General features: G+C 70.0%; 22 protein-coding genes and 2 pseudogenes. 20 read left to right on the top strand and 4 right to left on the bottom strand.

Annotated features, from left to right (window positions below; translation table 11 throughout):
* Nucleotides 1–160: 160 nt before the first annotated feature.
* From nirB (D1832_RS01635) to D1832_RS01565, 16 genes and pseudogenes are all read left to right on the top strand, one after another.
* Nucleotides 161–2735 (top strand): annotated as a pseudogene (nirB, locus tag D1832_RS01635) (nitrite reductase large subunit NirB).
* Nucleotides 2735–3220, top strand: a complete 486-nt coding sequence (locus D1832_RS01630) for a nitrite reductase (NAD(P)H) small subunit (RefSeq protein WP_118912310.1) — start codon at nucleotides 2735–2737, stop codon at nucleotides 3218–3220. Before nirB (D1832_RS01635) ends, D1832_RS01630 begins: the two are co-directional and overlap by 1 nt.
* Nucleotides 3221–3329: 109 nt before the next feature.
* Nucleotides 3330–4781 carry an MFS transporter gene (locus D1832_RS01625; RefSeq protein WP_118912341.1) on the top strand — a complete coding sequence of 484 codons (1452 nt, stop codon included), beginning with the start codon at nucleotides 3330–3332 and terminating at the stop codon, nucleotides 4779–4781.
* Nucleotides 4781–7012: a molybdopterin oxidoreductase family protein gene (locus D1832_RS01620; protein WP_118912309.1), complete on the top strand. Its 2232-nt coding sequence runs from the start codon at nucleotides 4781–4783 to the stop codon at nucleotides 7010–7012. The genes D1832_RS01625 and D1832_RS01620 overlap by 1 nt, the downstream gene beginning before the upstream one ends.
* Complete coding sequence (locus D1832_RS01615) at nucleotides 7009–8547, top strand: FAD-dependent oxidoreductase (RefSeq protein ID WP_118912308.1); 1539 nt, start codon at nucleotides 7009–7011, stop codon at nucleotides 8545–8547. Before D1832_RS01620 ends, D1832_RS01615 begins: the two co-directional genes overlap by 4 nt.
* Nucleotides 8547–8807: pseudogene (locus D1832_RS01610) on the top strand (DUF4031 domain-containing protein); the annotation flags it as partial. The gene D1832_RS01615 and the pseudogene D1832_RS01610, both read left to right, overlap by 1 nt.
* A 104-nt stretch (nucleotides 8808–8911) precedes the next feature.
* Complete coding sequence (nirB, locus tag D1832_RS01605) at nucleotides 8912–11551, top strand: nitrite reductase large subunit NirB (protein WP_118912306.1); 2640 nt, start codon at nucleotides 8912–8914, stop codon at nucleotides 11549–11551.
* The gene (gene nirD / locus D1832_RS01600; protein ID WP_047310462.1) at nucleotides 11548–11904 is read left to right on the top strand and encodes a nitrite reductase small subunit NirD; all 357 of its coding nucleotides are present in this window, start codon (nucleotides 11548–11550) and stop codon (nucleotides 11902–11904) included. The genes nirB (D1832_RS01605) and nirD overlap by 4 nt, the downstream gene beginning before the upstream one ends.
* Nucleotides 11905–11968: 64 nt before the next feature.
* On the top strand, nucleotides 11969–12751 hold the full coding sequence (cobA, locus tag D1832_RS01595) for a uroporphyrinogen-III C-methyltransferase (protein WP_047310461.1): 783 nt from the start codon (nucleotides 11969–11971) through the stop codon (nucleotides 12749–12751).
* Nucleotides 12748–13899: a uroporphyrinogen-III synthase gene (locus tag D1832_RS01590; RefSeq protein WP_118912305.1), complete on the top strand. Its 1152-nt coding sequence runs from the start codon at nucleotides 12748–12750 to the stop codon at nucleotides 13897–13899. Before cobA ends, D1832_RS01590 begins: the two co-directional genes overlap by 4 nt.
* On the top strand, nucleotides 13892–14587 hold the full coding sequence (locus tag D1832_RS01585; protein ID WP_118912304.1) for a sirohydrochlorin chelatase: 696 nt from the start codon (nucleotides 13892–13894) through the stop codon (nucleotides 14585–14587). Before D1832_RS01590 ends, D1832_RS01585 begins: the two co-directional genes overlap by 8 nt.
* Before the next feature lie 39 nt (nucleotides 14588–14626).
* Nucleotides 14627–15370: a LemA family protein gene (locus D1832_RS01580; RefSeq protein WP_118912303.1), complete on the top strand. Its 744-nt coding sequence runs from the start codon at nucleotides 14627–14629 to the stop codon at nucleotides 15368–15370.
* A 74-nt stretch (nucleotides 15371–15444) separates the two neighbouring features.
* Nucleotides 15445–16635, top strand: a complete 1191-nt coding sequence (gene macS, locus D1832_RS01575) for a MacS family sensor histidine kinase (RefSeq protein WP_182434610.1) — start codon at nucleotides 15445–15447, stop codon at nucleotides 16633–16635.
* Between the two features lie 37 nt (nucleotides 16636–16672).
* The gene (locus D1832_RS16070; protein ID WP_338067270.1) at nucleotides 16673–16858 is read left to right on the top strand and encodes a response regulator; all 186 of its coding nucleotides are present in this window, start codon (nucleotides 16673–16675) and stop codon (nucleotides 16856–16858) included.
* A complete protein-coding gene (locus D1832_RS01570; protein ID WP_338067269.1) occupies nucleotides 16849–17331 on the top strand; it encodes a LuxR C-terminal-related transcriptional regulator in 483 nt (160 codons plus the stop codon). Before D1832_RS16070 ends, D1832_RS01570 begins: the two co-directional genes overlap by 10 nt.
* A gap of 359 nt (nucleotides 17332–17690) precedes the next feature.
* On the top strand, nucleotides 17691–19346 hold the full coding sequence (locus tag D1832_RS01565; RefSeq protein ID WP_118912301.1) for a DUF2339 domain-containing protein: 1656 nt from the start codon (nucleotides 17691–17693) through the stop codon (nucleotides 19344–19346).
* Nucleotides 19347–19441: 95 nt separating this feature from the next.
* Here D1832_RS01565 and D1832_RS15225 read toward each other — a convergent pair whose 3' ends face one another.
* A complete protein-coding gene (locus tag D1832_RS15225) occupies nucleotides 19442–19909 on the bottom strand; it encodes a hypothetical protein (protein ID WP_182434609.1) in 468 nt (155 codons plus the stop codon).
* 101 nt (nucleotides 19910–20010) lie between these two features.
* On the opposite strand from D1832_RS15225, the gene D1832_RS01545 reads away from it, so the two are divergent.
* Entirely contained in the window at nucleotides 20011–20637 is a 627-nt protein-coding gene (locus D1832_RS01545) for a histidine phosphatase family protein (RefSeq protein ID WP_182434608.1), read from the top strand.
* A 40-nt stretch (nucleotides 20638–20677) separates the two neighbouring features.
* On the opposite strand, the gene D1832_RS01540 is transcribed toward D1832_RS01545, so the two are convergent.
* The gene (locus tag D1832_RS01540; RefSeq protein ID WP_118912296.1) at nucleotides 20678–21928 is read right to left on the bottom strand and encodes a winged helix-turn-helix domain-containing protein; all 1251 of its coding nucleotides are present in this window, start codon (nucleotides 21926–21928) and stop codon (nucleotides 20678–20680) included.
* Nucleotides 21929–22046: 118 nt separating this feature from the next.
* Between D1832_RS01540 and D1832_RS01535 the strand changes: the two genes are divergently transcribed.
* From D1832_RS01535 to D1832_RS01525, 3 genes are all read left to right on the top strand, one after another.
* Nucleotides 22047–22424 (top strand): hypothetical protein, encoded by a 378-nt coding sequence (locus D1832_RS01535; RefSeq protein ID WP_047310453.1) that lies wholly within the window; start codon nucleotides 22047–22049, stop codon nucleotides 22422–22424.
* Between the two features lie 76 nt (nucleotides 22425–22500).
* On the top strand, nucleotides 22501–22884 hold the full coding sequence (locus tag D1832_RS01530) for a cold-shock protein (protein WP_118912295.1): 384 nt from the start codon (nucleotides 22501–22503) through the stop codon (nucleotides 22882–22884).
* A gap of 5 nt (nucleotides 22885–22889) precedes the next feature.
* Complete coding sequence (locus tag D1832_RS01525; RefSeq protein WP_118912294.1) at nucleotides 22890–23816, top strand: DUF3027 domain-containing protein; 927 nt, start codon at nucleotides 22890–22892, stop codon at nucleotides 23814–23816.
* 168 nt (nucleotides 23817–23984) lie between these two features.
* On the opposite strand, the gene zwf is transcribed toward D1832_RS01525, so the two are convergent.
* Together zwf and D1832_RS01515 are read right to left on the bottom strand one after the other, a co-directional pair.
* Nucleotides 23985–25415, bottom strand: a complete 1431-nt coding sequence (zwf, locus tag D1832_RS01520; protein ID WP_118912293.1) for a glucose-6-phosphate dehydrogenase — start codon at nucleotides 25413–25415, stop codon at nucleotides 23985–23987.
* A gap of 120 nt (nucleotides 25416–25535) precedes the next feature.
* Nucleotides 25536–26819 carry a DUF1479 domain-containing protein gene (locus tag D1832_RS01515; protein WP_118912340.1) on the bottom strand — a complete coding sequence of 428 codons (1284 nt, stop codon included), beginning with the start codon at nucleotides 26817–26819 and terminating at the stop codon, nucleotides 25536–25538.
* Nucleotides 26820–26842 lie beyond the last annotated feature (23 nt).

The following is a 26842-nucleotide window of genomic DNA, read 5'->3' as shown; positions in this document are numbered from 1 at the left end:
ATGGGCATCCATCGCAGCCAAGAACGCTGCCTTCACCCCGCCAACCGACACAGTCCTCGCAACTCCCAAAAAGTCTGGGTGTTGCGAGGACTGCTAGAAACCGCCGAGGGCCGCGCGGCCCTAGCGTGATGAGCAAAGGCTCATCACGTTCGGAGGACACATGACGCAGTCCGCCCGCACCCAGGTCGTCGTCGTCGGCGCCGGCATGGTGGCGCAGAAGTTCGTCGAGGCGTTGCGCGCCAAGGACGTCGACGGCCGCTGCGCTATCACGGTCCTGGGCGAGGAGTCGCTCGCGCCGTACGACCGCGTGCACCTCACGAGCTTCTTCTCCGGCACGACGCCGCAGGAGCTCCTGCTCGGTGACCCGGCGCTGTGGGACGACGACCTCGTCACGCTGCGCACCTCGACGCGCGTCACGCGCCTCGAGCGCCCCGAGCAGGTCGTCGTCACGGACGTCGGCGAGCGCATCGCCTATGACCATCTCGTGCTTGCCACCGGGTCGAGCGCGGCCGTCCCGCCCGTCGAGGGGCGCGAGTCGACCGGCTGCTTCGTCTACCGCACCCTCGACGACGTCGAGGCGCTGCGCACGTACGTGGCCGACCGCGCACTCGCCCATTCGGAGCGTCAGGTGCGCGGCGCCGTCATCGGCGGTGGTCTGCTCGGCCTCGAGGCCGGTGGTGCGTTGCAGGCGATGGGAGCCGACACGGCGGTCGTCGGGTTCGCCGACCGCCTCATGCCCGTGCAGGTCGACGCGGGTGGCGGTGAAGACCTCAAACGCATCATCGAGGGCACCGGCGTGCACGTGCGCACCTCCACGGCGACCGCGCGGATCAACGCCGACGACGACGGTCGCGTCGTCTCGATGGACTACGCGAGCGGGGAGAACGACCCGGTCGACGTCGTCGTCTTCGCCACCGGCATCCGCCCCCGCGACGAGCTCGGGCGTGAGGCGGGCCTCGAGATCGGTCCGCGTGGCGGCGTCGTCGTCGACGCTCACTGCCTGACGAGCGACCCGGCCATCCACGCCATCGGCGAGGTGGCGTGCATCCAGGGCGAGGTGTGGGGCCTCGTCGCGCCCGGCTACACGATGGCGGAGATCGCCGCCGCGCACCTGCTCGGGGAGGCGCCCGACTTCACCGGCGCCGACAGCTCGACGAAGCTCAAGCTCATGGGCGTCGACGTCGCGAGCTTCGGTGACGCCTTCGCCACGACGCCCGGGGCGCGCGAGGTGGTCTACTCCGACGCCCTGAGCGGTTGGTATCGCAAGCTCGTCGTCGCCGAGGACGGCCACACCCTGCTCGTGGGTGACGCCACGGCGTTCCCGAGCCTGCGCGCCATGATCGGGCAGGACGTCGGCGCGCCGAGCGCGTTCGTCATCCCGGAGGACGAGCGCGGCGAGAAGGCGCAGGTCAACCTCGAACTGCCCGACGACGCCTGCGTCTGCTCGTGCAACAACGTGAGCGCCGGACAGATTCGTGCGGCGTTCGCCGACGGCGCGACGAGCGTCGACGCCGTCAAGGAATGCACGAAGGCTGGCACCTCGTGCGGCTCGTGCCTGCCGCTCGTCATCAAGCTCGTCGAGGTCGAGCAGGCCAAGGCCGACATCACGATCGACCGGTCGCTGTGCGAGCACATCCGCATGTCGCGCAGTCAGCTCTTCACCGCCATCCGGGTGGCCGATCTGCACACCTTCGACGACGTCATCGAACGTTTCGGCACCGGGCGCGGCTGTGACGTGTGCAAACCGACCGTCGCCAACATCCTCGCCAGCCTCGAGAACGGCCACGTCCTGTCCGGGCAGCAGGCGAGCATGCAGGACACCAACGATCACGTGCTGGCCAACATGCAGAAGGACGGTACGTACTCGGTGGTGCCGCGCATCCCCGGGGGTGAGGTGACGCCGGCCGGGCTCATCGCCATCGGGCGCATCGCCGAGACCTACGGCCTCTACACGAAGATCACCGGCGCTCAACGCATCGACATGTTCGGCGCGCGGATCGACCAGCTGCCGGCCATCTGGAAGGATCTGCTCGACGCCGGGTTCGAGTGCGGGCAGGCGCACGGCAAGAGCCTGCGTGCCGTGAAGTCGTGCGTCGGCTCGACGTGGTGCCGTTTCGGGGTACGCGACTCGGTGCGTCTCGCCATCGTCCTGGAGACGCGCTACAAGGGGCTGCGCAGCCCGCACAAGCTCAAGATGGGGGTCTCGGGGTGCGCCCGCGAGTGTGCCGAGGCGTGGCAAGGACGCCGGCATCATCGCCACCGAGAACGGCTGGAACCTCTACGTCGGCGGCAACGGCGGGTTCAAGCCGGTGCACGCGCAGCTACTCGCCGAGGATCTCACCGAGGCCGAACTCATCACCGCCATCGACCGGTTCTTCATGTTCTACATCTCGACGGCCGAGCGGCTGCAGCGCACCGCACCCTGGCTGCAGGAGCTCGACGGCGGCATCGAGCACCTGCGTGAGGTGATCTTCGACGACGTTCTCGGTATCTGCGACGACCTGGACGCCATGATGGCGCGGCACGTCAACGCCTACGCCGACGAGTGGCGCGAGGTGCTCGAGGACCCGCAGAAACTCGCGCAGTTCACCGGGTTCGTCAACGACGAGACGAGAGTCGACCCCGACCTGCTCTACCTTGTCGAACGCGATCAGATCCGCCCCGCCACCCCGCAGGAGAAGGCCGACCCGTCGCTGCACCTCGTCGGCCCCCGCATCCCCGTGAGGAGTGCCTGATGTCCCGACCGTCGACCTCGACTGAGAGCACCTCGAACGTGAGCGTCTCGAACGCGCCCGATCTAGAGGGCTGGACTCGCGCGTGCGACGCCGACCGACTCGTGCCGGAACGCGCCGTGGCTGCCCTGGCCCCGGACGGCGCGCAGGTCGCCGTCGTGCGGACGGCGGACGGCCGGCTGTTCGCCGTCGGCCACCACGACCCGTATGCGCTCGCCAACGTCATTGCGCGCGGCGTCGTCGGGACGCGCACGGTGGCGGACGAGACAGCGTCGGAGAAGACAGGGCAGGAAGCGACCGGGCAGGAGCGGGTCGTCGACGTCATCCAGTCGCCGCTCTACAAGCAGGCCTTCGACCTGGCGACGGGGGAGGACGTCGAGGACCGCAGCGTGAGCCTGGGCACCTGGGCGGTGCGTGAGCGCGACGGCGTCATCGAGCTGGGGGAGCGCACGAGCGAGGCAGGCCACCCGGAGCGCACGACGCGCTGAGCGCGGCGGTGAGACGGATGTTGCCTGCCGGAAACATGAGGCGGACTCGCGGGTAACACGCCGCTCCTAGAGTCATCGGCACATCCCACCGATGCGCGAGGAGCACCTCATGACGCTGGCCCACCGCGGTGATTCACCGACCGCCACCGCTGCCGCCACCCCGGCCCCGGCCGCCCGATTCACCCGCCGAGCAGGCCGCTGGATCGACGACTGGGATCCGGAGAACGCCGCGCAGTGGGGTCACCACGGCGGAGCGCAGACCGCCCGCCACAACCTCGCCATCTCGGTGTTCGCGGAGTTCCTCGGCTTCGGCGTCTTCGCGCTGTGGGGCATCGTCGTACCGCAGCTGGCCACGTACGGCTACACCGGCAGCGCGGCGCTGAGCGAGACGCAGCAGTTCTGGTTGCTCAGCATCCCCACCCTCGTCGGGGCGAGCCTGCGCATCCCGTACACGTTCGCCGTCCCGCGCTTCGGGGGTCGCAACTGGACGATCGTCTCCGCGCTGCTGCTCCTGCTGCCCGCCGTCGGCCTGGCCCTCGCCGTCGGGCAGCACGCGAGCTTCGGGGTGCTGCTCGCCGTGGCCGCGCTCGCTGGCTTCGGTGGCGGCAACTTCGCCAGCTCGATGACGAACATCTCCTTCTTCTACCGCTCCTCCGAGAAGGGCAAGGCGCTCGGCCTCAACGCGGCCGGCGGCAACCTGGGGACGGCGGCCGTCCAGTTCGCCATCCCCCTCGTCGTCACCTGGGGGGCCACGACCGCCGTCACCGGCGCTCAGGTGCCCAACCTGCCGTTGGCGGGCTGGATCTTCGTGCCGTTCATCCTGCTCGCGGCGCTGCTCGCCTGGCGCAGCATGGACAACCTCTCGGTCATCGCCGGGTCGGGTGACCGCGGCGGTTTCGAGATGGCGAGCCGCGCCCGTCACACCTGGATCCTCGCGTTCCTCTACGTCGGCACGTTCGGCTCGTTCATCGGTTTCGCCGGCGTCTTTCCCAAGATCATGTCCGACGCGTTTCCCGCCCACGGCCTCAAGCTCGCCTTCCTCGGCGCGCTCGTCGGCTCGCTGACCCGCCCGCTCGGCGGCGTCATCGCCGACCGCGTCGGCGGCTGGCGTGTCACCGTCGTCAGCTTCGTGGCGATGGCGTTCGGTGCGCTCGGCGCGATCCAGGCGCTGCAGGGCAAGAACTTCGGCCTCTTCATGGCCGCGTTCCTGCTGCTGTTCGTCTTCACCGGCATCGGCAACGGGTCGATCTACCGGATGATCCCAGCGGTGTTCGACGCCACGGCCACGGACACCACCGACGACGGTCGACGTCGCACCCGGCGCGCCGCGGCGGGCGCCATCGGCATCGTCGGCGCCGTGGGTGCCTTCGGCGGGTTCGTCGTGCCGCAGATGTTCGCGCTGAGCAAGGCCTCGAGCATCTCGGCGATCGCCCCGAAGGGCACGATCGTGCCGGCGCTCTACGGCATCATCGCGCTCTACCTCGTCATGGCGTTCGTCGCCTGGTTCGCCTACGGGCGTCGGTGTGCGGGGCTCGGTGACGCCGGGCAGGTGGGCATCTGATGGCGACCTCGACCCATTGCCCCTACTGCGCGTTGCAGTGCGGCATGCGGCTGACCGCCGGCAATGACGGGGCCGGCGCCGTGAGCGTGACACCGCGCGAGTTCCCGACCAACCGCGGGGGCCTGTGCCACAAGGGCTGGACGTCGGCCGCAGTGCTCTCGACGCCCGACCGGCTGCTGCGTCCACTGGTGCGCGACGCCGACGGGTCGCTCGTTAAAACGACGTGGGACGAGGCCTACACCCGCATCGTGCGCGGGGTGAAGCGCGCTCGCGCTCGCAGCGGCCCCGACGGTGTGGCCGTCTTCGGCGGAGGTGGCCTGACCAACGAGAAGGCCTACACGCTGGGCAAGTTCGCCCGCGTCGGGCTCGGCACGGCGATGATCGACTACAACGGGCGTTTCTGCATGAGCTCGGCCGCTGCAGCCGGGGGCCGGACTCTCGGGCTCGATCGGGGGATGCCGTTTCCGCTCGGCGATCTCGACGGCGCGGACGCCGTCATGCTCGTGGGCAGTAACCCGGCCGAGACGATGCCGCCGTTCGTGCAGCACCTGCGCTCGGCGCGCGAGCGGGGCGGGCTCATCGTCATCGACCCACGTCGGACGCCGAGCGCGGCCCTGACGGACGACGGCGCGGGCGTTCACCTTCAACCGCTGCCGGGCACCGACATCACCGTACTCATGGGGCTGTTGCACCTCGTCATCGTCGGTGGCGGTGCGGACGAGCGTTACCTCGCCGACCGCGTCACCGGTTGGGACGCCGTCAAGCGGTCGGCCATGATGTGGTGGCCGGAGGCCGTGGAGCGGGAGACGGGCATCCCGGTCGCCGAACTTCGTTGTGCGGCAAAGATCCTCATGAAATCGGCGCCCGTCGTCGGCGGGCACGGCGCGTACGTGCTCACCGGGCGCGGCGCGGAGCAGCACGCCCACGGCACCGACACGGTGAGCGCCGCGCTCAACCTTGCGCTGGCCCTCGGACTGCCCGGTCGGGTGGGTTCGGGCTACGGCTGTCTCACCGGTCAGGGCAACGGCCAGGGTGGACGCGAGCACGGGCAGAAGTGCGATCAACTGCCCGGCTATCGCAAGATCACCGACCCGGCCGCCCGCGCGCACATCGCCGAGGTCTGGGGCGTCGAGGAGAGCGACATCCCCGGCCCCGGGCTGCCGGCCGTCCAACTGCTCGACGCGCTCGGCACGCCGGAGGGCGCCTCGATGCTCTTCGTGCACGGCGCAAACCCCGTGGTGAGCGGGCCGCGTTCCGGCCGCATCGCCGAGCGGTTCGCGGCGCTCGACACGCTCGTCGTCACCGATTTCGTCCTGTCGGAGACCGCCGCGATGGCCGACGTCGTCCTGCCCAGCCTGCAATGGGCCGAGGAGGAGGGCACGATGACCAACCTCGAGGGGCGCGTGCTGCGCCGACGTCGCGCCGTGCCCGCGCCCGACGCGGCCGACGGGCCGCGGGACGAACTGCGTATCTGGCACGAGCTCGCCGAACTGCTCGACGCCCCGGCCGGTTTCGCCACCGACCCCGCCGATGCGTTCGACGAGTTGGCGCGCGCCTCGGCGGGCGGCATCGCCGACTATTCCGGCCTCAGCCACGCCGCGCTGGACGCCTGGGAACTCGCGGACGACGAGGGCGGCACCGGGGCGTTCTGGCCTGCCGTGCGTGACGCGATGACGCGCCCCGACCCGCGCACCGTCGGCACGCCCCGGCTGTTCCTCGACCGCTTCGCGACGCCCGACGGGCGCGCCCGGATGATCGACGTGCGCTCGGCGGGCGTGGCCGACGACCTCCGACCAGACGCGCCGCTCTACCTGCTCACCGGCCGTCTGCTGCAGCACTATCAGTCGGGCGCCCAGACGCGCCGCGTGGCCGAGCTCAACGGCATCGAACCCGAGGCGTTCGTGCAGATCCACCCGCTGACGGCCGCACGCCTCGGCATCGGCGAGGGCGACGACGTCGAGGTGCGCACCCGCTCCGGTGCCGCCGTCGGCATCGCGCGCCTCAGCAATGACATCCGCCGCGACTGCGTCTTCATGCCGTTCCACTTCGCCGGGCGCGGCGCGGCCAACCTCGCCACCAACCCCGCGCTCGACCCGGTGAGCTCGATGCCGGAGTTCAAGGTGTGCGCTGCCGCGGTGGCGCGGTTCGATGAGCAGGACGCGCCGACTGGCGACGATGACGCTGCTCACGGCGAGCACGCAGCACGCGCCGGCCAGGCGGTGCGCGCATGAGCCGCCCGCCGCGCGTCGTCGTCATCGGGCACGGCATGGTGGCGGCCCGCTTTCTCGACGACCTCACCCGGCACGCCGAGCGCACCGGCGCGGCCTTCGACATCACGGTGCTGGGGGAGGAGCCCTATGAGCCGTACAACCGGCTCATGCTCTCGGAGGTCGTGGCCGGGCGCGCCGACCTCGCGTCCCTCACGCTGCCGGCGGCGCCCGAGGACGTCACCGTGCATGCGGGGACGGCGGCCGTACGCCTCGAACGCGAACGTCGTGTCGTCATCGATGCCGAGGGGCGCGAGCACCCGTATGACCTGGCGGTCTTCGCCACCGGTGCCGAGGCCGTCATGCCGCCCATCCCCGGCCTCGGCGCCGGAGGTGGCCAGGGCGTGCGCGCGGTGCGTACCATCGACGACTGCCGCGAACTGCTGGCCGTCTGCACCCCGGGGCGGCGGATGGCGGTGCTCGGTGGCGGTCTGCTCGGCGTCGAGATCGCCTGCGGCCTGCGCACCCGCGACGTCGACGTCACGCTCGTGCATCGCGGTGGGCACGTCATGGATCGCCAGCTCGACGCCCCGAGCGGTCAGATGGCGGCCGCCGTCCTGGGCGACCTCGGTGTCGACGTGCGGGTGACGAGCGGCATCGTCCGGGTTCTGCGCGAGAAGGAGCATCTTGTCGGCATCGAACTGGCTGACGGCGAACGGCTGGACATCGACGGTCTCGTCGTCAACACGGGAGTCAAACCGAGAGCCGAGATCGCCAGGGCCGCAGGTGTTCCCGTCGACATCGGCATCCTCGTGGACGAGCGGTTGCGTGCTCTCGACGACGATTCGGTGGCCGCCATCGGCGACTGTGCGCAGACCGACGCGGGGTGCCCCGGCCTCATCGCGCCGGGGTGGGAGCAGGCCGGCCGGCTGGCGCGTGAACTGTGCGAGAACGACCAGGCCGCGACCGCGCCCCGGAGCGCACCGATCCCGCAGCCGACACCGCAGGCCACCCCGGAACCCCGGCCCGAACCCGAGGTCAGCATCGTCAAGCTCAAGGCCGTGGGGCTCGACGTCGTCGCGCTCGGCGAGCCCTTGCCCGACCCGTTCGCGGCGCATGCCCAGGGCCTGCGGGTCCTCACCCTGAGCGACGTCGGCGATCGCCGGTCGGCCACCATCGCCGTCGACGGCGAGCGCATCGTCGCGGGGGTCGTCGTCGGGTCGCCGCGGGTGGCGGCCGATCTCATGAGCGCGTATGAACGGCGGACGCCGTTGCCGCTCGATCCGGCCCACCTGCTCGTCAAGGGCGCGTCCAACCCCGACGCGGTGCCTCAGGCGGCCGGACCGACGGCGCTGCCGAGCACGGCCACGGTCTGTCGCTGCAACGGGGTGAGCAAGAAGGAGATCGTCGACGCGCACGTCGAGGGAGCGCGGTGCGTCGAGGACGTCGCCGCCGCCACGCGTGCGACGACGGGGTGCGGCAGTTGCACCGCGACTGTGTGCGGCATCCTCGCATGGATGGACGAGGTGAACCCGGCGCAGGAGGCGACAATGGCCTGATGGCCGTTCTCATCGATCCGCCGGCGTGGCCCGCGTGGGGCACCGTGTTCAGCCACCTCGTCTCCGACGTCTCGCTCGACGAGCTGCACGCGTTCGCCGCCGCGCACGACGTGCCGCGCGCCGCGTTCGACCACGATCACTACGACGTGCCCGCGCGCCGGTACGACGATCTCGTCGCGGGCGGTGCGGAACCGGTGCGGGGCACCGAGCTCGTGCGTCGCCTCATCGCCTCGGGGCTGCGGGTGCGGGCTCGCGACCGCTGAGCAGGCCGCGGTGAGGAAGATGTTGCATCCCTGAAACAAACCCGCCGGTCACGCGAAACACGGCCTCCCTAGGTTCGAGGGCAACAACCGCAGGAGGATTCATGAGCGAGCAGATCGAGCAGGCCCGACCCCGCGAACGCGTCGTCGTCATCGGCGCCGGCATGGTGGCCCACCGTTTCGTCGAGGCGATGCGGTCGCGCGACGACGCGGGCCGTTTCGACATCACGGTGCTCGGCGACGAGCCGCGTCCGCCGTACGACCGGGTGGCGCTCACGAGCTACTTCACGGGGCGCGACCCGGAGGATCTCAACCTCGGCGGGGCCGAGCTGTGGGCCGACCCCCGCGTCACCCTCGCCAAGCGCACCGAGGTGACGGACGTCGACCGCAACGCCAAGGTGGTGACGACCGCCAAGGGCGTCCGCCACCCCTACGACCATCTCGTGCTCGCCACCGGCAGCTACGCCGCGGTGCCGCCCGTCAAGGGCAACGACCTGCAGGGTTGCTTCGTCTACCGCACGATTGACGACGTCGCGGCGCTGCGCGGGTACGTCGAGGAGCTGCGTGCGGCCCACCCCGAGCGGCCCGTGCGCGGCGCCGTCGTCGGTGGTGGTCTGCTCGGTCTCGAGGCGGCCGGTGCGTTGCAAGCGCTCGGCGCCGAGTCGACCGTCATCGAGTTCGCGCCGCGTCTCATGCCGTTGCAGGTGGACGACGGCGGTGGCCAGGAGCTGCGCCGACTCATCGATAACCTCGGCGTCGAGGTGCGCACCGGCACGGCCACCCAGCGGGTTCTGGCCAAGCGCGGACGCCGGGTCACCGGCATGGAGTTCGCCGACGGCGAGAAGATCGACGTCGACGTCGTGGTCTTCGCCACCGGCGTGCGCCCGCGTGACGAACTGGCCCGTGCTGCCGGCCTCGAGGTCGGTGAGCGTGGCGGTGTCGTCGTCGACGACCGCTGCCGCACGAGCGACGAGAGCATCCACGCCATCGGTGAGGTGGCGTGCATCCAGGGTCGTGTCTGGGGTCTCGTCGCCCCCGGCTACACGATGGCCGAGATCGCCGCCGACGCGCTGCTGGGTGGGGAATCGAGCTTTCCCGGCGCGGACACCTCGACCAAGCTCAAGCTGCTCGGCGTCGACGTCGCGAGCTTCGGTGACGCGTTCGCCACGACCCCCGGTGCGCTCGAGGTCGTCTACTCGGACTCGGTGACCGGTTCGTACAAGAAGCTCGTCGTCTCCGACGACGCGCAGACCCTGCTCGGCGGCATCCTCGTCGGGGACGCCAGTGCCTACGCCGGGCTGCGACCGCTCGTCGGACGCCGGCTGGGCGCCGACCCGTCGTCGTTCATCGTGCCGGCCGGCGCGGGGGAGGGCGCGGCGTCCTCGCTCGAACTGCCCGACGACGCCGCGGTGTGCTCCTGCAACAACGTGAGCGCCGGTCAGATCCGTTCGGCGGTCGACGACGGCGCGTCGAACCTGGCCGACGTCAAGAGCTGCACGAAGGCCGGAACCTCCTGCGGCTCATGCCTGCCCATCGTCAAGAAGCTGTTCGAGTCGCATCAGGAGAAGGCGGGCATCGCCGTCGACCGGTCGCTGTGCGAGCACATCCCGATGCCACGCAGCGAACTGTTCAACGCCATCAAGGTGGCGGGCCTCGCGACGTTCAGCGAGATCATGGAACGCTTCGGTACCGGGCGCGGCTGCGACATCTGCAAGCCGACGATCGCCAACATCCTCGCGAGCCTGGGCGGCGGGCACATCCTCGCCGGGGAGCAGAGCACGCTGCAGGACAGCAACGACCATGTGCTGGCCAACCTGCAGAAGGACGGCACGTACTCGGTCGTCCCGCGAATCCCGGGCGGGGAGATCACCCCGGACGGGCTGCTCGTCATCGCCCAGGTGGCCAAGGACTTCGGGCTCTACACGAAGATCACGGGCGGCCAGCGCATCGACCTGTTCGGCGCGCGCATCGACCAGCTGCCGGCCATCTGGAAGCGCCTCGTCGACGCCGGGTTCGAGTCCGGCCATGCCTACGGCAAGAGCCTGCGCACCGTGAAGTCGTGCGTCGGGCAGAGTTGGTGCCGCTACGGCGTCCAGGACAGCGTGCGCATGGCCATCGACCTCGAACTGCGCTACCGAGGCCTGCGCAGCCCTCACAAGCTCAAGCTCGGCGTCTCCGGCTGTGCCCGCGAGTGCGCCGAGGCGCGCGGCAAGGACGCGGGCGTCATCGCCACGGAGAACGGGTGGAACCTCTACGTCGGCGGCAACGGCGGGGCCACACCCAAGCACGCGCAGCTGTTGGCGCAGGACTTGTCGGACGCCGAACTCATCACCGCCATCGACCGGTTCTTCATGTACTACGTCTCGACGGCCGAGCGCCTCCAGCGCACCGCCCCGTGGCTCGAGGAGCTCGACGGCGGCATCGAGCGGCTGCGCGAGGTGATCTTCGACGACGCGCTCGGCCTCTGCGACGACCTCGACGCCATGATGACCCACCACGTGGGCGCCTACGCCGACGAGTGGCGCGAGGTGCTCGAAGATCCGGAGAAGCTCGCCCAGTTCACCGGGTTCGTCAACGACGCGACGGACGCCGACCCCGACCTGCTCTACGTCGTCGAGCGTGAGCAGGTGCGCCCGGCCACCGCCGACGACCGTGCCCGCGCGGCGGCGGGCGAGCTCGACCTCGTCGACTCCGAACGCCGTCCCGTCATGGTCGCCGGCTCGACGCTGGAGGTGCGCGCATGAGCGTCGTCTGCCCCGTCGAGCGGGTGCGTCCCGAACGTGCGGTTGCCGCCAAGGCCGACGACGGCGCCCAGGTCGCCATCGTGCGCACCGCGGACGGCGCGCTGCACGCCGTCGGGCACTACGACCCGTACGCCGAGGCCAACGTCATCGCCCGCGGCATCGTGGGGACGGCGACGGTCGCCGGTGAGGTGCGTGACGTCATCCAGTCGCCCATGTACAAGCAGGCGTTCGACCTCGCGACGGGTCGGTGCACGAGCGATCCGGACGTGACGCTCGGGGTGTGGGACGTGGCCGAGGAGGACGGGATGATCGTCCTGCGAAACAATCGGATCGCTCCGTCCGGGGTGGCCTAGGGTGCGTAGACCGATGGATCTGCCCATACATCTGCCCTGCCCCGCGGCGCGAAAGGTGGCCCCCATGAACGACCCTCGACCCGGCACGGTCGTGATCGTCGGCGGTGGCCCGGGCGCACTCGACCTGCTCACGCTGCGTGCACTGCGTGAACTCGAGCGTGCCGACGTCATCGTCGCCGACCGCCTCGGCCCCACCGATCAGCTCGACGAGCTCGGTCTCGACGCCGAGATCGTGCCCGTCGGCAAGACGCCGCACCACCACCCGGTGCCGCAGCACGAGATCAACGACATCCTCGTGCGGGAGGCGCGCGCCGGACGTCGCGTCGTGCGGCTCAAGGGTGGCGACCCCTATCTGCTCGGGCGCGGCGGCGAAGAGGTGCTGCACTGCCGCGAGCACGGCATCGACGTCGACGTCGTGCCCGGCGTGACGAGCGCGCTGTCCGCGCCGCTCGCGGGCGGCATCCCCGTGACCCATCGCGGCGTGTCGGCCGGGATGCTCGTGCTGTCCGGTCACGACGAACTCGCCGTCCCCGCCCTCGTCGCGTGGCCGCACACCATCGTCATCCTCATGGGCATGCGTCGCCTCGGCGAACTCACCGCGAGCCTCGTGCGGGAGGGCAAGGACGCGTCGACGCCCGTCGGCGTCGTCCACTCGGCGTGGACTCCGCAGCAGCAGGTCGTCAAGGGCACGCTCGCCGACATCGCCGAGCAGTGCCTGACGCGCGGGGTGGGCAACCCCAGCGTCATCGTCATCGGTGAGGTCGTCACCGTGCTGCCCGACGCCGAGATCGCCCAGGTGGCCTCCGAGAGCGTGGCTCGCGATAGGGTGCGGGAGCCCTGCGCATGAACGAGACGACCGCGCCGAGCGTGCACGCCGAGGCCGCTCGGCTGCCCCAGGACCTCGCCGGATGCCGCGTCGTGCTCACGGCGCAACGCCGTGCCGACGAGTTCGCCGCCGCGCTCGAACGGCGCGGCGCGACGGTCGTGCACGCGCCGACGCTGTCGCACATCCCGCACGTCGACGATCCCGAACTCATCGCGCGCACAGGCGAACTCATCGACAACCCGCCCGACGTCGTCATCGTGACGACGGGTGTCGGGTTCCGCGGCTGGATGGAGGCGGCCGACGCCGCCGGGCAGAGTGACGCGCTGCTCGCGGTCCTCGAGAACGCCCGATTCATCGCCCGCGGACCCAAGGCGCGCGGCGCGTTGCAGCGCGAGGGCCTGACGGTCGACTGGACGGCCGAGTCGGAGACGGCGCAGGAGATCAAGGAGCGGTTGCAGGACGAGGGCGTCGCAGGCCTGCGCGTCGCGGTGCAGCACCACGGCGCAGGCTCCGACGGGCTCGACGAGATGCTGCGCCGCGGCGGCGCCGATGTCGCTCCACTCATCGTCTACCGCTGGGGACCGGCGCCCGACCCGGTGGCGGTCGAGGCCGCCGTCGACATCGTCGCGCGCCGTGACGCCGACTGCATCGCCTTCACCTCCGCGCCGGGCGCGCACGCCTTTCTCGAGGCGGCCGAACGTGCGGGTGTGCGCGACCTCGTCCTCGACGCCATGCGGGACGGCGACGTGCTGGCCGCCGCGGTGGGCGACACGACGGCCGCACCCCTGCGCGAGCACGACATCGACCCGCTCGTGCCGGAGCGTTTCCGCATGGGCGCGCTCGTCCGCGCCATCGTCTTCGCGCTCAAGGCCCGTCGCAGCCCCGCGCTCGTCACGCCCGCGGGGCTGCTCGAACTCACCCGCGACCAGGCGCTGCTCGACGGCGACGTCCTGCCCCTCGCGCCGTCGTCACTCGCCGTCCTGCGCAAGCTGATGGCGGCCGAGGGCTCCGTCGTGCCGCGCGAGGAACTGCTCACCGTCCTGCCCGGCGCCGGTGACGCGCACTCGGTCGAGGTGGCGGTCGCGCGTCTTCGCGAGGCGCTCGCGAGCAAGGAGAGCGTCGTCACCGTCATCAAGCGCGGCTACCGCCTCGAGGTGCTCGATGCCTGAGGCGCGCCGCGCCCTCGTCCTCACCGCGCACGGCACGGCCAGCCCGGCCGGGCGTCAGGTGGTGCTCGACCTCGTCGCGGCGGTGCAGCAGGCGCTCCAGCAGCGCGCGTCGGTGCTCGTCACCGACGCCTACGTGGACGTCCAGACGCCCGAGGTGGCCGACGTCGTCGCGGATCTCGTCACCCGGGTCGATGACGTCGTCGTCGTCCCGCTGCTGTTCTGCGGCGGGTATCACGTGCGGGTGGACGTGGCGCGGGCCGTCGAGCCGTTCGCGTCAGCTCACTCCACCGGCGCTCTGGGCCCCTCGCCGCTCATCGCCGATGCCCTCGCCATGAGGCTGCGCGAGGCGGGCGTGACACAGGACGAAGCCGTCGTTCTTGCCGCCGCCGGATCGAGCCGCGTCGAGGCCACGACGGATGCCCGAACGCAGGCGCGGATGCTCGCCGAGGTCTGGGGCGCCGACGTCGACGTGGCCTTCGGATCCGCGGCCACCCCGAGCGTGCCCGACGCCGTCAACGCCCTGCGCGAGCGCCCGGGCCGCCGCGTCGCCATCGCCTCACTGTTGCTGGGGGAGGGCCACTTCCACGACAAGCTGATCGCGTCGGGCGCCGACGTCGTCACCGCCCCGCTGGGCACCGCCACGCAGGTGGTCGAGCAGATCCTCACCCGCTTCGACGGCGTCGGTTAGGGTCGAGGCAACCGCCCGACCGTCACCCGAGGGGATCCCATGATCTACGTCATCATCATCCTGATCATCATCGTGGCGCTCGTCGCCGCGGGCGTGGTCATGTATAACGGCCTCGTCAAGCAGCGCAACACCGTGCAGGAGGCGTGGCACCAGATCGACGTCGAACTGACGCGCCGCCACGACCTCATCCCCAACCTCGTCGAGACGGTCAAGGGGTATGCGCAGCACGAGGCCAAGACGCTCGACGACGTCATCGCCGCCCGCGGTGCGGCCGTCAACACCCACGGTTCACCGGATCAGGCCGCGCAGGCCGCCGCCGCGGAAGGTGAGCTGACGCAGGCCCTGGGCCGCCTCATCTCCGTCACCGAGGCCTACCCCGACCTCAAGTCGAACCAGAACTACCAGCAGCTCATGGGCGAGCTGAGCGCCACGGAGGACCGCATCGCCAACGCGCGCCGGTACTACAACGCCTGCGTCAGCACGCTGAACTCCAAGGTCGACTCCATCCCCACCAAGTTCTTCGCCGGCCCGGCAGGCGTCACCAAGGCCGAGTACTACGAGGCCGACGAGGCCACCAAGGGTGCTCCGCAGGTCAACATGACGAACACGCAGGCGCCGTCGGTGAGTTTCGACGCGCCGCAGAGCCAGCAGCGTCCGTACAACGAGCAGCCGCAGCTGCCGCCGTCGCAGATGCCGTACCCGACGCAGGGTGGCCAGTTGAACACGTTCCAGGCTCCTGGTCAGCAGGGCTACGGGGTGGAGTACCCCGAGCAGCGCAAGTGATCCGATCCAGACGACGCCCCGAATCGCAGCAGCGGTTCGGGGCGTCGCCCGTTTCCGCTTCCCGGCTGCGGATGATGAGCCGGACGAGCGAGGCCGAGGCCCAGCAGGCGGCCTCCGACGACCCGATGAAGTACCTGTGGGCCACTGAGGGTGCCTTCCGGATGCTCACCCTCGCGTACTCGCTCTTCATCCACACGGGCGCCGTCGATCACTACACGCGCCCGCACCTCGCGACGGCGCTCATCGCCGTGCAGTGCATCTGGTCGGGTGTCGTGGCCCTCGCGCTGTTCGCACGCCCGCGGTGGCGTTCCTGGCTCGTCGCGGGCGACATCGTCGTGACGCTCGGACTCATGTACGCGACGTGGATCGTCGCCGACGCGAGCTGGTGGGACCACAACCAGAGTCTGCCGACGACGATGTGGGCCACGAACGCCGTGCTGGCCGCCGGCATGCAGTGGGGCGTGACGGCGGGCTTCCTCGCCGGCGTCGGTATTTCCCTCGCAAGCCTTCACATCGGCGACGATCTGTCGTGGATGGTGCGTTCGCCGACGATGCCGATTCTCGTGAGTTCCGGCATCGCAGCCGGTGTCGGGGGTGTCGGTGCGCGACGCTCACACGCTCAACTCGTCGCCGCTCTCGAGCTGCGTGCCCGTGCGGCCGAGCGAGAGCGGCTCGCGCGAGAGGTGCACGATGGCGTGCTCCAGGTGCTCGCGCTCATGGGGCGTAAGGGCCCGTCGTTCGGTGCGGAGGGCGCGGCCCTCGCGCAGTTGGCCACCGAACAGGAACGGGCGCTGCGCACCCTCATCGCCGACGTCGACGAAGCGCCGATCGTGGCACCCGGTTCATCGTCCGCGCCGGTGGACGCTTCGACAGACGGCGCGCCGGTCGACCTGCGCCGTGAGCTCCTCGCACTGGCTGGTGACCGTGTTCGCGTCTCGGCAGGTTCGTCGCCCGTGCTCCTCGACGCCGCTCGAGCTGGGGAGTTGCTCGCCGCGACGAAGCAGGCGCTCGCCAACACCGAACGTCACGCGGGGGAGCACGCCACGGCCTTCGTCCTCCTCGAAGACCTCGACGACGAGGTGACGCTCACCGTCCGCGACGACGGCCCCGGCATTCCCGACGGCCGCCTCGCCGAAGCCAAGGCGCAAGGCCGCATGGGGGTAAGCCGGTCGATCGTCGGACGAGTCGAGTCGATCGGGGGCCGGGCGTATCTCGAGGCAGCACCGGGGGAGGGCGTCGAGTGGGAGTTCACGCTGCCGCGTTGAGTCACCTTGCCGAGGGCCAGCGCGAGAGGATGGGCACATGACTTCCGACGGTGCCGCCCCCACCACGCGACTCATGGTGGTCGACGACCACCCGATGTGGCGCGACGCCGTCGCGCGTGACCTGCGCGAGCACGGCTACGACGTCGTCGCGACGGCCGGCTCCGTGCGTGAGGCTGTGGATCGTGCCAAGCAACCTCGCCCGACCTCGTGCTCATGGACATGAACCTGCCCGACGGCAACGGCACCGATGCCACGACGGCCATTCGCGCGGTTTTCGACGACGTCAAGATCCTCGTGCTGTCTGCGTCGTCCGAGCGCACGGACGTGCTCGACGCCGTCCGGGCCGGAGCGTCCGGCTACCTCCTCAAGAGCGCTGGCGCCGAGGAACTGCTCACGGCCGTCCACGACACGGCGCAGGGACGCGCCGTTTTCACCCCGGAACTGGCCGGCCTCGTCCTCGCCGAACTGCGCGGACGCGAGCGCGAGGAAAGCCCCGATCCCACTGCCGTGCTCACACCCCGCGAGACGGAGGTGCTGCGCATGGTCGCCAAGGGCCTGGCATCGAAGCAGATCGCCATCCGCCTCGGCCTGAGCCACCGCACCGTCGACAACCACATCGCCTCGACGCTGCGGAAGCTGCAACTGGGCAACCGCGTCGAGCTCACCCGTTTCGCGCTGGAGAACGGGCTCGACTGACGCTGCTGTTCACTCGGGTGAGCGTGCACAGATCACCCAGGCCACCTGAGTAGCACTACTCGGGCCCGCGAGCCCCGTCGTCGCGAGGCTTGAGGCATGAACACACAGCAGCCGTACGGCACCCCCCAGGCCCCCCGTCCCGACCACCCCACGTCCTTCCCGCCGCCGCAGCCCATGAACGTTGCGGCGCGCCGTCACGTCCGTCGCACACCGAGTACCCGCAGCACGCGCAGACCCCCATCAGCAACAACGCGGACGCTGCCGCACGCGGAAGCCAGGGTCCGTGGAGCGTCCCGATCCCGCCTCAGGGCGCTCAGCAGTACGTCCCGCCGTTCCAGGGCGGCCACTCCGGCGGTCCGATGTCCCCCGGCGGTCCCGGTGGCGCCGGCTTCGCCGGCCGGCCGCCCTACGATCAGACGCCGACTCCTCCGGCTCCGCGTGAGCCGCGCTTCAGCCGCGAGCAGATGGTGGCCGCGCTTCTCGCGGCCGCCGGTATCGCAGTGACGCTCATCGGCGTCGTCCTTCTGCTCGCAATGGCCGCTCGTGAGGGCTTCCTCACCCCGCCGGTCCGTGTCGGTGGAGGCGCCGTTCTCGTCGGTGCCCTCGCCGCTGCCGCGCAGTGGGTTCGGCCCCGTCCGGGAGGTCGCATCGGTTCCGTCGCCCTCCTCACGACTGCGGTCGCCGGAGCCTTCTTCGACGTCGTCGCCGTGACGCGCATCTACGACTGGATCCCGCTCACGGCCGGCCTCGGTCTCGCGCTCGTCGTCGCAGTGGCAGCTAGCTTCCAGGCTCTGCGCTGGGACGAGAAGTGGCTCTTCATCGCTGTGACGATCGGCGTCGCGGCGCTTGCGCCCTACCTCACGGGCGGCATCACGGCGACGTTGGTCGGATTCCTCGCCGTGCTCCAGATCGCCGGTGCCATTCCCGAGATCACCAAGGGCTGGGACGAAACGGCGCTCGCCCGCACGATCCCCGTGTCGTTCGCCGGCATGTTCTGGGTGGCGCTCGAGGCGTCATCGACCCGCACGCTCGTCTTCGGTGCGTCGACAATCGCGGCCGTCGGCCTGCTCACCGCGGTTCAGGCCGGTCTCACGCGTCGTGACGCCTTCGGCGCTCCGGTGGCACTGGCCGCCTCGTGGATTCCGCTGTGGGTCTTCGCCGGCTTCGAAACCGGAATGCGTTCGGCCCTCGTCGCCTCGATCATGGCCGTCGTGGCGCTCGGCGGCTTCGCCGTCCTGCGGACGAGCGGTTCCACCGTTCGGATCGCGACGCTCGTGCTCGCCGGTGTCAGCGCCGTCATCGCCGGTGTCTCTGCCGCCCAGGCCGACTGGTTCGCGATGCCGTTCCTCGTCATCGCCGTCGTGCTCATGGCCGTGCACGCTCGCGTTCCCGGCCCGATCGTCGGAGGTGGCGCGGTCATCGCGTTCTTCCTCGGATTCATGGCGCAGGGGACGGTCACCGCGTACGTGGACTTCTTCTACCGCAGCCGCGTCACCGACATGACGATGCAGACGCTCGTCACCGGGCTGATGTTCGTTGCCTTCGCAGCCCTCACGGTTCCCGCCGTGCGTGGACGCAAGCTCGACGCCAAGTATGCCCAGTTCCTGCTCGTCGTCGGCGGTTTCGCCGGGATCGTCGGCACGGCCATGACGATGCTGAGCGTCTTCGGTAAGGCACCGACGGGCTTCTTACTCGTGCACCTCGCCATCACGGTGATGTCGCTGGCGCTCGCGGCCCTCGTCCTCACGTCCGGTCTCAGCCGGCCGCGTCACCTGACGGCGTCGATGGGCTGGGGTCTGGCGCTCGTCGGCTGCGCGCTCGTGAAGCTGTTCATCTTCGACCTGCAGTACATGGGCTCGATGACGAAGGCGTTCACCTTCATGGCCGCGGGCCTCGTTCTTCTCGCCGCGGGTACGAAGTACGCCCGGATCTACGGCGAGGCAGCCGCCGAGCGCAAGCGCGGCGAGCAGGCCGAACCGCAGGAGTTCGGCCCTCACGCACCGGCGTCGTTCTGAGAAAGGAGCCGTGCGGCGCAGCCGGTGCGCGAAGGGCGGGTGAGGTGGCCAGGGGGCTCCTCACCCGCCTTCGTCATGTCGGGCGGCGTCGTTCGTCAGTTGGCGACGGCGAAAGCCTTGCCCGAGGAACTCGTGCACGACGAGGCGCGCTTGCCGTTGAACTCGCCGGTGGAGCACTGGTACTTCTCACCCTTGTACTCGACCGATTCGTTGGCGGCCTGGTCGCTCTTGCCACCGAACGCGTTCCACACGCCCTTCGCGTCGTCGCAGCTCATGCCGATGACGGAGGTCGTGGCTTCCTTTCCGTCGACCGAGATCTTGCAGTCGCCACCGGCCTGCGACTGCATCGACTCGAGACTCTTGGACGCCGAGGCCAGCTGGTCGCCGGCGTTGGCACTCGTGTCGCCGCCGGCACTCGTGGCCGCGGAACTCGCGCTGGAGGCGGCCTTGCTGGCCGTCGTCGCGGCGTCCTTCGCCTTCTCCTTGTCGTCCGACGAACAGCCGGTGACAGCGAGCATGCTGATCAGGGCCGTGGCTGCCAGAGCGGAGCGTGTGTTCTTCATCGAGATCTCCCCCTCGTGGTGTCGTGAGTGTTGTGATCATGGCATCCACAGGGGTGAGCGCGGGGGAAACACCGCATGACATCGCGGGTAGCGTGAAGCGCATGTCCGACCTGTTCTGCCCGGCCCGCTTCTTCGTCGCGCGTCACGGTGACGCTGCCTACGAGACTCCGCGCGGTGTCATCACGGAGGCCGGCGGGTGGCTCACGCCGCTGGGCCTTTCGCAGGCGCGGGAGCTGGGGGAGAGCCTGCGGACCGAGAACATCGCGACGGCGGTGTGCTCCAACGTCGCCCGGGCGCAGGAGACGGCCCGCGTCGCCGCCGAGATGCTGGGCGTCGACTGGACGAGCCTGCCCGGCTTCGAGGAGTACCGCGTCGGGGAGCTCGTCGGTCAGCGGTTCGGTGGCGCCGGCATGCAGCGCGTGCTCGCCGCCTGGATGGACGGTGACCTCGACGCCGCCTTTCCCGGAGGGGAATCGGGCCTCGACGTGGTGAACCGGTACCGAGAAGCCTTGCGGGACCTCGCCGATCAGTACCGCGGCGAGAGCGTGCTCGTCATCAGCCACGGCGGCGTGATGTCGCTCGCGCTACCGCGTCTGTCGACGAACCTGCGCAACGACCTCGCGCGGCGTCAGTACATTCCGAACGCCGTGCCCGCCGAGGTGCTCGTCGACGCCGACAGCTTCCGCATCGAGCACTGGCCCGGCAAGGCGGACAAGAGCGTCATCTGACGCTGCCACTGCACGGTAAAGGCGGGTTGGCGCAGCGCCTTCAGGACCCGAGCTGTCCGGCCCATCCGCGCGGGAGGTCGAGCCAGGTGGCCATCGTCGCGAGTTCTCGCTCCAGGGCGCCGGCCGCTTCCGGGTAGCGCGTGAGCGCACCCGGCTCCCAGTGCACCGCGTGGGCCCGGAGGACGCCGTTGGCCCGGTCCGCCTTGAGGTCGACACGGGCCACGAGGTGCTCGCCGAAGAGGAACGGCAGCACGTAGTAGCCGTACTGACGCTTCTCGGCGGGTGTGTAGATCTCGAGCCGGTAGCGGAAGTTCCACAGCGCCTCGGTACGTTCGCGCTGCCACACGAGCGAGTCGAACGGCGACAGGAGCGCCTCTGCCTCGACGCGCCGCGGAGTTTTCGCATCGACGTGGCGCCACGCCGGCTTGTCGAAGCACTCGACGTCGACGGGCTCGAGTTCGCCGGCGCGCACGAGATGGTCGATGGCCGGCACGACCTGTGCCGTCTTGAGTCGGAAGTAGTCGCGCAGGCACAACACCGTGCCCACGCCGTGCGCGATCGCGCTGCGGCGCACGAGGTCGACGACGTCGTCGAAGAAGTCGACGTCGTCGCCGGCCGGCGGGGTGAGAAGCGGTTCGGGGGAGAAGAAATCCTCCGCGACGGCGCTCGCGGCGATCTCACGGGGTAGGACGCGCTCGAGGCTCGCGTACCGGCGCTCGAACTGACGGGTGCGCCCTGCCGACGTGATGCGCCCGGCCCAGAACAGGTGCTCCAGCGCAGCCTTGATGAGGGACCAGTTCCAGCCCCAGTGCTCGCGTGAAAGTTCCTCGTCGTGCGCGAGTTCCGCCTCGATCGTCTTCGCAGTGGCGGGAGCGTGCGTCGTCACGTACTCGTAGACGCGCTCCACGAGCTCCGGGTGGTCCGCCGCGACGCGACGCATGCCGCCCCACGCGTCGGAGTGAGCGCGCGCCATGCGGTGACGCAGCAGCGGCCATACCTGCGGGGAGACGAGGCTGGCCTCGTGCGCCCAGTACTCGACGAGACGGCGCGGCGCGCGATCGCGCAGAGCGTCGAGGGCGGCCGGGTCGTAGGGACCGAGACGGCTGAAGAACGGCAGGTAGTGGCTGCGCATGAGCACGTTGACGCTGTCGATCTGCACGACCTGCAGGCGCGCCGCGGTCGCGCTCAGGTGGCGGGTGGTGACCTCGTCAGGACGCGGGCGCGCGAAGCCCTGCGCCGCGAGGGCGATGCGACGAGCCTGGGAGGCACTGATGCGACGCGGCGAACTCATGCCCGGAGCCTAGCGGCGACCACCGACACCGGTCGTCACGGCAGGAAATGCGCCGCGGGGCATCGTGGGGTGCGGCGGGCGTTTCGATTACCGCGCCCCGCGTCGGTACCGTGAACGCATGGACGAGGTGAGGCGCCACGCGCGCAAGAACATGATCCGCGGCGCCGTGATGCTGTGGATCGTCGCGCCGCTCTTCATCGGTGGCGGCATCGCGCTCATCACCAACCTCGCGAACGACGGCCACCGGGGCGCCCTCGTCATCACCGGCGTCGTCATCTGGGCGATCCTCTCGCTCATCGTTCTGCTCGGCGGGTTCGGCTCCCTCCTTATCGGTGTCTTCCTGTGGTGGAAGGCGCGCCAGGAGCGTCCGGTCGTGACGACGAACGTGTCGCGCTCGGAGCGCGACGAGGTGCTGCGAGACCTTCGCGGCGGAGCGCGCAGCGCGGAACCCACGTCGCCGGCGGACGATTCGCTGGAGCCCGGCGCGCGCCGGTAAACTTTGCAAGTTATGTGCACGCGGGGGTGCGGGACGGCTCGTCGTCCGGCGCCCGGCAATTCGAACGAGGTGTGACGTGCCGGTCGGCAAGGTCAGGTTCTTCAACGCCGAAAAGGGTTTCGGCTTCGTCTCCGGCGACGACGGCGACGACGTCTTCCTGCCCGCGAGCGCGCTCCCAGCGGGCGTCACCCAGCTGCGTGGCGGCACGCGCGTCGAGTACAGCGTTGCCCAGGGCCGCAAGGGCGCTCAGGCCATGCACGTCGAGGTGCTCGACAAGATGCCGTCCATCGCCGAGCGCAAGCGCAAGCCCGCCGAGCAGATGAGCGTTATCGTCGAAGACGTGATCCGTCTGCTCGACGACCTGTCCTCCGGTCTGCAGAAGGGGCGCTACCCCGACCGGTCCCATTCGAACAAGATCGCGGCGGTGCTGCGCGCCGTTGCCGACGACCTCGAGGTCTGAGACCCATGACTGAACCCGCAGTGGCCGAACCGGAGCGCGTCGAGGACTTCGCCGCCGACGCCGAGGTGACCGCCCCGACGTCTGAGGCACCCCGCGCGACGCGCGCTCGTCGCGCCAAGGCCGTCAAGCACGACGCCGTTCTCGCGAGCGAGGCGGCGCAGAAGCTCGCGCTCGAGGCCGTCACCGCCATCGCCGATCCAGGCGCCGTCGGCGAGCATGTCGACTTCGTCATGGACGCGGAGCGTCTCGGAACGCACTACTTCGCGAGCAACGCCAAGGGCTACCCCGACTGGCGCTGGGCCGTCACGGTGGCCCGTGCGCCGCGCGCCAAGGTGGCCACGGTCTGCGAGACCAACCTCATGCCGTCCGCGACGTCGGTGCTCGCGCCCGAGTGGGTGCCGTGGGCCGACCGCCTCGCGCCGGGCGACCTCAGCGCTGGTGACGTCCTTCCCTACAAGGAGGACGACCCGCGCCTCGAGGCAGGCTTCGAGGCCACCGGCGACGAGGACGTCGACCAGGTCGCCTTCTTCGAGCTCGGCCTCGGCCGCAAGCGCGTGCTCTCGGCCGAGGGTCGTGACGAAGCGGCGCAGCGTTGGTACGACGGCGATCACGGCCCGAGCGCCGAGGTGGCCCGCAAGGCCCCCGCGCAGTGCGGTTCGTGCGGCTACTTCGTGCCGATGGCGGGCGTGCTGCGTCAGCAGTTCGGCGTCTGCGCCAACGACTGGTCGCCCGCCGACGGCAAGGTCGTCGCGCTCGACTTCGGCTGCGGTGCGCACTCCGAGGTGGAGATGCAAGCCCCCGAGGCCCACGACCACCAGGACGCTCCGGTGCTCGACGAGTTCGACGCCGACCTCGAGGTCGAGAACGCCGAGACCGACACCTCGGCTGCGACGAGCGACAAGGCGAACGAGAGCGAGTCGCCGCAGGCCTGAGCCCGCCTCGTGGTATCGAGGGAGAATTTCTTCCCTTGTGGTGCCCAAGGCCGTCGCCTACGCACACGACGGGAAGGTTTCTTCCCTTCTAGTGTCCGAGAACCCGGCCCATGACGAAGGCCGCTCACCTCGTGAGGTGAGCGGCCTTCGTCATGCTCGCACGGTGCGTCAGACGGTGGGTTCGCGCCACTTGCGCTCGAACGGCAGGCGCCAGCCCCGCGGTGCGATGAGCTGGTGGATCTGGTTGGGGCCGTAGGTGCCCGGGTCGTACGGGCGCACCGGCGGCGGGTTGTCGAGCAGCGGTTGGCTGACCTCCCACAGGCGCTCGATGCCGTCGGCCGTCGTGAACAGGGTGTGGTCGCCGCGGATGGCGTCGTAGATCAGACGCTCGTAGGCCTCGAGTGCGCCTCCGGCCCAGTCGGTGTCGCCCATGGCGAACTGCATCGACAGCTTGTCGAGGCGGAAGCCCGGCCCGGGGCGCTTGCCGTAGAAGCTGAGCGACATGCGGGCCTTGTCGGCGAGGTCGAACGTCAGGTGGTCGGGGCCGTGCTGACCGACGCCCGATCCGCTCGGGAACATCGACTTCGGGGGCTCCTTGAAGGCGATCGAGATGATGCGTGCGCCCTCGGCCATCTTCTTGCCGGTGCGCAGGTAGAACGGCACGCCGGCCCAACGCCAGTTGTCGATGTAGCACTTGAGCGCGATGAACGTCTCGGTCTCGCTCTCGGGGCCGACGCCCTTCATGTCGCGGTAGCCGAGGTACTGCCCGCGCACGACGTCCTCGGGGTTGAGCGGCATCATCGAGCGGAAGACCTTGTTCTTCTCCTCGGTGATGGCATCAGGCTCGAGTGACGTCGGCGGTTCCATCGCGGTGAACGCGAGCACCTGGAACAGGTGCGTGACGACCATGTCGCGGTAGGCGCCGGTGGACTCGTAGAACTCGGCGCGCGTCTCGAGGCCGAGCGTCTCGGGCACGTCGATCTGCACGTGGTCGATGTTGTTGCGGTGCCAGATCGGTTCGAACAGGCCGTTCGCGAAGCGGAAAGCCAGGATGTTGAGCGCCGCCTCCTTGCCGAGGAAGTGGTCGATGCGGAAGATCTGGCTCTCGTCGAAGTACTCGTGGACCGCCGCGTTGAGCTTCTTCGCGCTCGCGAGGTCGGTGCCGAAGGGCTTCTCCATGATGACGCGGCTACGTTCGACGAGCCCCGCCTGGTGCAGCTCGGCGAGGACGGAGAGGGCGGCCTTCGGCGGAACACTGAGGTAGTGCAGGCGCTGGCTGCCCTGCGGGAAGTGCGACTCGGCCTCTTCGACGGCCTTGCGCAGGGCGTCCGGGCCTGCGTCGGAGCGGACGAAGGTGAGGCGGTCGTCGAAGTCGTCCCACTGCTGGTCGGTGACCGGGTGGGAGGAGAACTCGGCGATGGCGGTACGCGCGAACTCGCGGAATGACTCCGTGTCGAAATCCTCGAGCGACGTCCCGACGACGCGCAGGTCGTCACACAGGTCGCTGGCGAACAGGTGGAGCAGCCCGGGAAGGAGCTTGCGTCGAGCGAGGTCGCCGGTGGCGCCGAACAGGACGACGGTGGTTGCTGGTGCTGGCATGGCCCCAGCATTGCCGCTGGGAGGGCAAAAGGGAAGGCGCGCTCATCGGTGCGCGCGCGGCGCGTGAAGGCCGTGGCTCACGTGCGATGAGCCACGGCCTTCACGCGCAGGAGTGCGCCGTCATGCGAGACCGAGGCCGCGGCGTCCGATCTCGTTGAGGTCTGCTTCGGTGAAGCGTCCCTCCCAGTCGACCTCGTAGTTCTCGTCGGGGAAATCGCTCGGGCTGGCGCCCGTTGCGAAGGCCTCGCGGACACTGGCGCTGTACGCCTCGTTGCGCGGGCACCAGGGGGCGGCGGGGATGTACATGACGTTGCCCCAGCCCTCCTGGTTGGTCACGTCCTCGACGGCGTGCACCATGTCGCAGTGCCACCAGACCGAGTCGCCGGCTTCGACGTCGGGGATGACCGACAGAGCCTCCATGAGGTGAGGGTGCCACTTCCAGTTGCACGGGAAGACCTGACCGACGGTGACGCCGCACATGTCGTCGTCAGGTACGTCCTCGACGAGCGGTCGAAGCATGAGGTAAGCCATCGCCTCGGGGATGGGCACGCTCTGCAGGACGCCCTGGTCGTTCTTCATGTCCGACAACGCGGTCCAGCCCTGGAACGTGCGGAAGGCCGAGCACATCGTCGAACCGGGGTACTGCGGGCCCGACGTGCGGTGAGCGGCGTCCCAGGGGTCGTATTCCTCGGGACGACCGTCGAAGAGTGGCGCGAAGTGCCTCTGGTACTCCTCGGTCATCCACAGGTCGAGCGTTCCCGGGTCGAGGTGTGCTCCGAGGCCGGCGGAGTCCGCGCCCGGAGGGCGACGGCGGATGCGATCCGGGTAGAGCGAATCGCGGTTCGGGTCGAACCACTGCTGCCCGTCGGACTCGCTGGTCCAGACGCTGTTGAGGAAGGCTTGGACGGTTGCCATCCGTTCACTCTGGCGGGCTTGCATCTGCGGCTTGCTCCAGTAGATCGGGTAGATCTCAGGCTTCGAACCGACGGTGCCGAAGAAGTCGTCGCCGGGGCCGCGGTAGTTCTCGAAGAAGGCGTTCTTCTCGACGTAGTCGACGATCTGGGCATCCCACTCCAGGGCCTGTTCGCGGGGGAAGTGCCCCTTGATCACGACGCACCCGCGGCGGCGGATCTGCTCGCGCAGGGTGTCGCGCTTCGAATCGTCGAGGAGGCCTTCGTACCGCACGACCGGCCAGGGGTTCTCACCGCGCGCCTTCATCTCCTTGAGTTCTTCGACCTGGTCCGCGACGCGCTTCTCGACGACCTCGAAGACCTCTTCGACCGTGCGTCCCGACGCCTCGACGCGGGCGCGCAGTGCGGCCTTGATCTCTTTGATCGCCCCACGCAGGTCGTCGGGCGTGGACTGCCAGTGGGGAAGCTCCCTGGCCTCGGGGGCAGGCGACATCGTCACGGCGATCCATTCGTAAA

It is taken from the genome of Dermacoccus abyssi, from assembly GCF_003515945.1.
Classification (GTDB): domain Bacteria; phylum Actinomycetota; class Actinomycetes; order Actinomycetales; family Dermatophilaceae; genus Dermacoccus; species Dermacoccus abyssi.
The sequence above is the reverse complement of the archived record's forward strand: the minus strand, read 5'-3'. Positions and strand labels throughout refer to the sequence as shown.

What these genes read in the sequence shown, in the direction of transcription:
- D1832_RS15225 (WP_182434609.1), bottom strand. Translation starts at nt 19,909, where the DNA reads ATGAAGAACACACGCTCCGCTCTGGCAGCCACGGCCCTGATCAGCATG.
- D1832_RS01585 (WP_118912304.1), top strand. Translation starts at nt 13,892, where the DNA reads ATGCCTGAGGCGCGCCGCGCCCTCGTCCTCACCGCGCACGGCACGGCC.
- zwf (WP_118912293.1), bottom strand. Translation starts at nt 25,415, where the DNA reads ATGCCAGCACCAGCAACCACCGTCGTCCTGTTCGGCGCCACCGGCGAC.
- nirD (WP_047310462.1), top strand. Translation starts at nt 11,548, where the DNA reads ATGAGCGTCGTCTGCCCCGTCGAGCGGGTGCGTCCCGAACGTGCGGTT.
- D1832_RS01580 (WP_118912303.1), top strand. Translation starts at nt 14,627, where the DNA reads ATGATCTACGTCATCATCATCCTGATCATCATCGTGGCGCTCGTCGCC.
- D1832_RS01545 (WP_182434608.1), top strand. Translation starts at nt 20,011, where the DNA reads ATGTCCGACCTGTTCTGCCCGGCCCGCTTCTTCGTCGCGCGTCACGGT.
- D1832_RS01565 (WP_118912301.1), top strand. Translation starts at nt 17,691, where the DNA reads ATGTCCCCCGGCGGTCCCGGTGGCGCCGGCTTCGCCGGCCGGCCGCCC.
- D1832_RS01590 (WP_118912305.1), top strand. Translation starts at nt 12,748, where the DNA reads ATGAACGAGACGACCGCGCCGAGCGTGCACGCCGAGGCCGCTCGGCTG.
- D1832_RS01625 (WP_118912341.1), top strand. Translation starts at nt 3,330, where the DNA reads ATGACGCTGGCCCACCGCGGTGATTCACCGACCGCCACCGCTGCCGCC.
- D1832_RS16070 (WP_338067270.1), top strand. Translation starts at nt 16,673, where the DNA reads ATGACTTCCGACGGTGCCGCCCCCACCACGCGACTCATGGTGGTCGAC.
- D1832_RS01615 (WP_118912308.1), top strand. Translation starts at nt 7,009, where the DNA reads ATGAGCCGCCCGCCGCGCGTCGTCGTCATCGGGCACGGCATGGTGGCG.
- D1832_RS01515 (WP_118912340.1), bottom strand. Translation starts at nt 26,819, where the DNA reads ATGTCGCCTGCCCCCGAGGCCAGGGAGCTTCCCCACTGGCAGTCCACG.
- D1832_RS01525 (WP_118912294.1), top strand. Translation starts at nt 22,890, where the DNA reads ATGACTGAACCCGCAGTGGCCGAACCGGAGCGCGTCGAGGACTTCGCC.
- D1832_RS01540 (WP_118912296.1), bottom strand. Translation starts at nt 21,928, where the DNA reads ATGAGTTCGCCGCGTCGCATCAGTGCCTCCCAGGCTCGTCGCATCGCC.
- nirB (WP_118912306.1), top strand. Translation starts at nt 8,912, where the DNA reads ATGAGCGAGCAGATCGAGCAGGCCCGACCCCGCGAACGCGTCGTCGTC.
- macS (WP_182434610.1), top strand. Translation starts at nt 15,445, where the DNA reads ATGAGCCGGACGAGCGAGGCCGAGGCCCAGCAGGCGGCCTCCGACGAC.
- D1832_RS01570 (WP_338067269.1), top strand. Translation starts at nt 16,849, where the DNA reads ATGGACATGAACCTGCCCGACGGCAACGGCACCGATGCCACGACGGCC.
- D1832_RS01620 (WP_118912309.1), top strand. Translation starts at nt 4,781, where the DNA reads ATGGCGACCTCGACCCATTGCCCCTACTGCGCGTTGCAGTGCGGCATG.
- D1832_RS01535 (WP_047310453.1), top strand. Translation starts at nt 22,047, where the DNA reads ATGGACGAGGTGAGGCGCCACGCGCGCAAGAACATGATCCGCGGCGCC.
- D1832_RS01630 (WP_118912310.1), top strand. Translation starts at nt 2,735, where the DNA reads ATGTCCCGACCGTCGACCTCGACTGAGAGCACCTCGAACGTGAGCGTC.
- cobA (WP_047310461.1), top strand. Translation starts at nt 11,969, where the DNA reads ATGAACGACCCTCGACCCGGCACGGTCGTGATCGTCGGCGGTGGCCCG.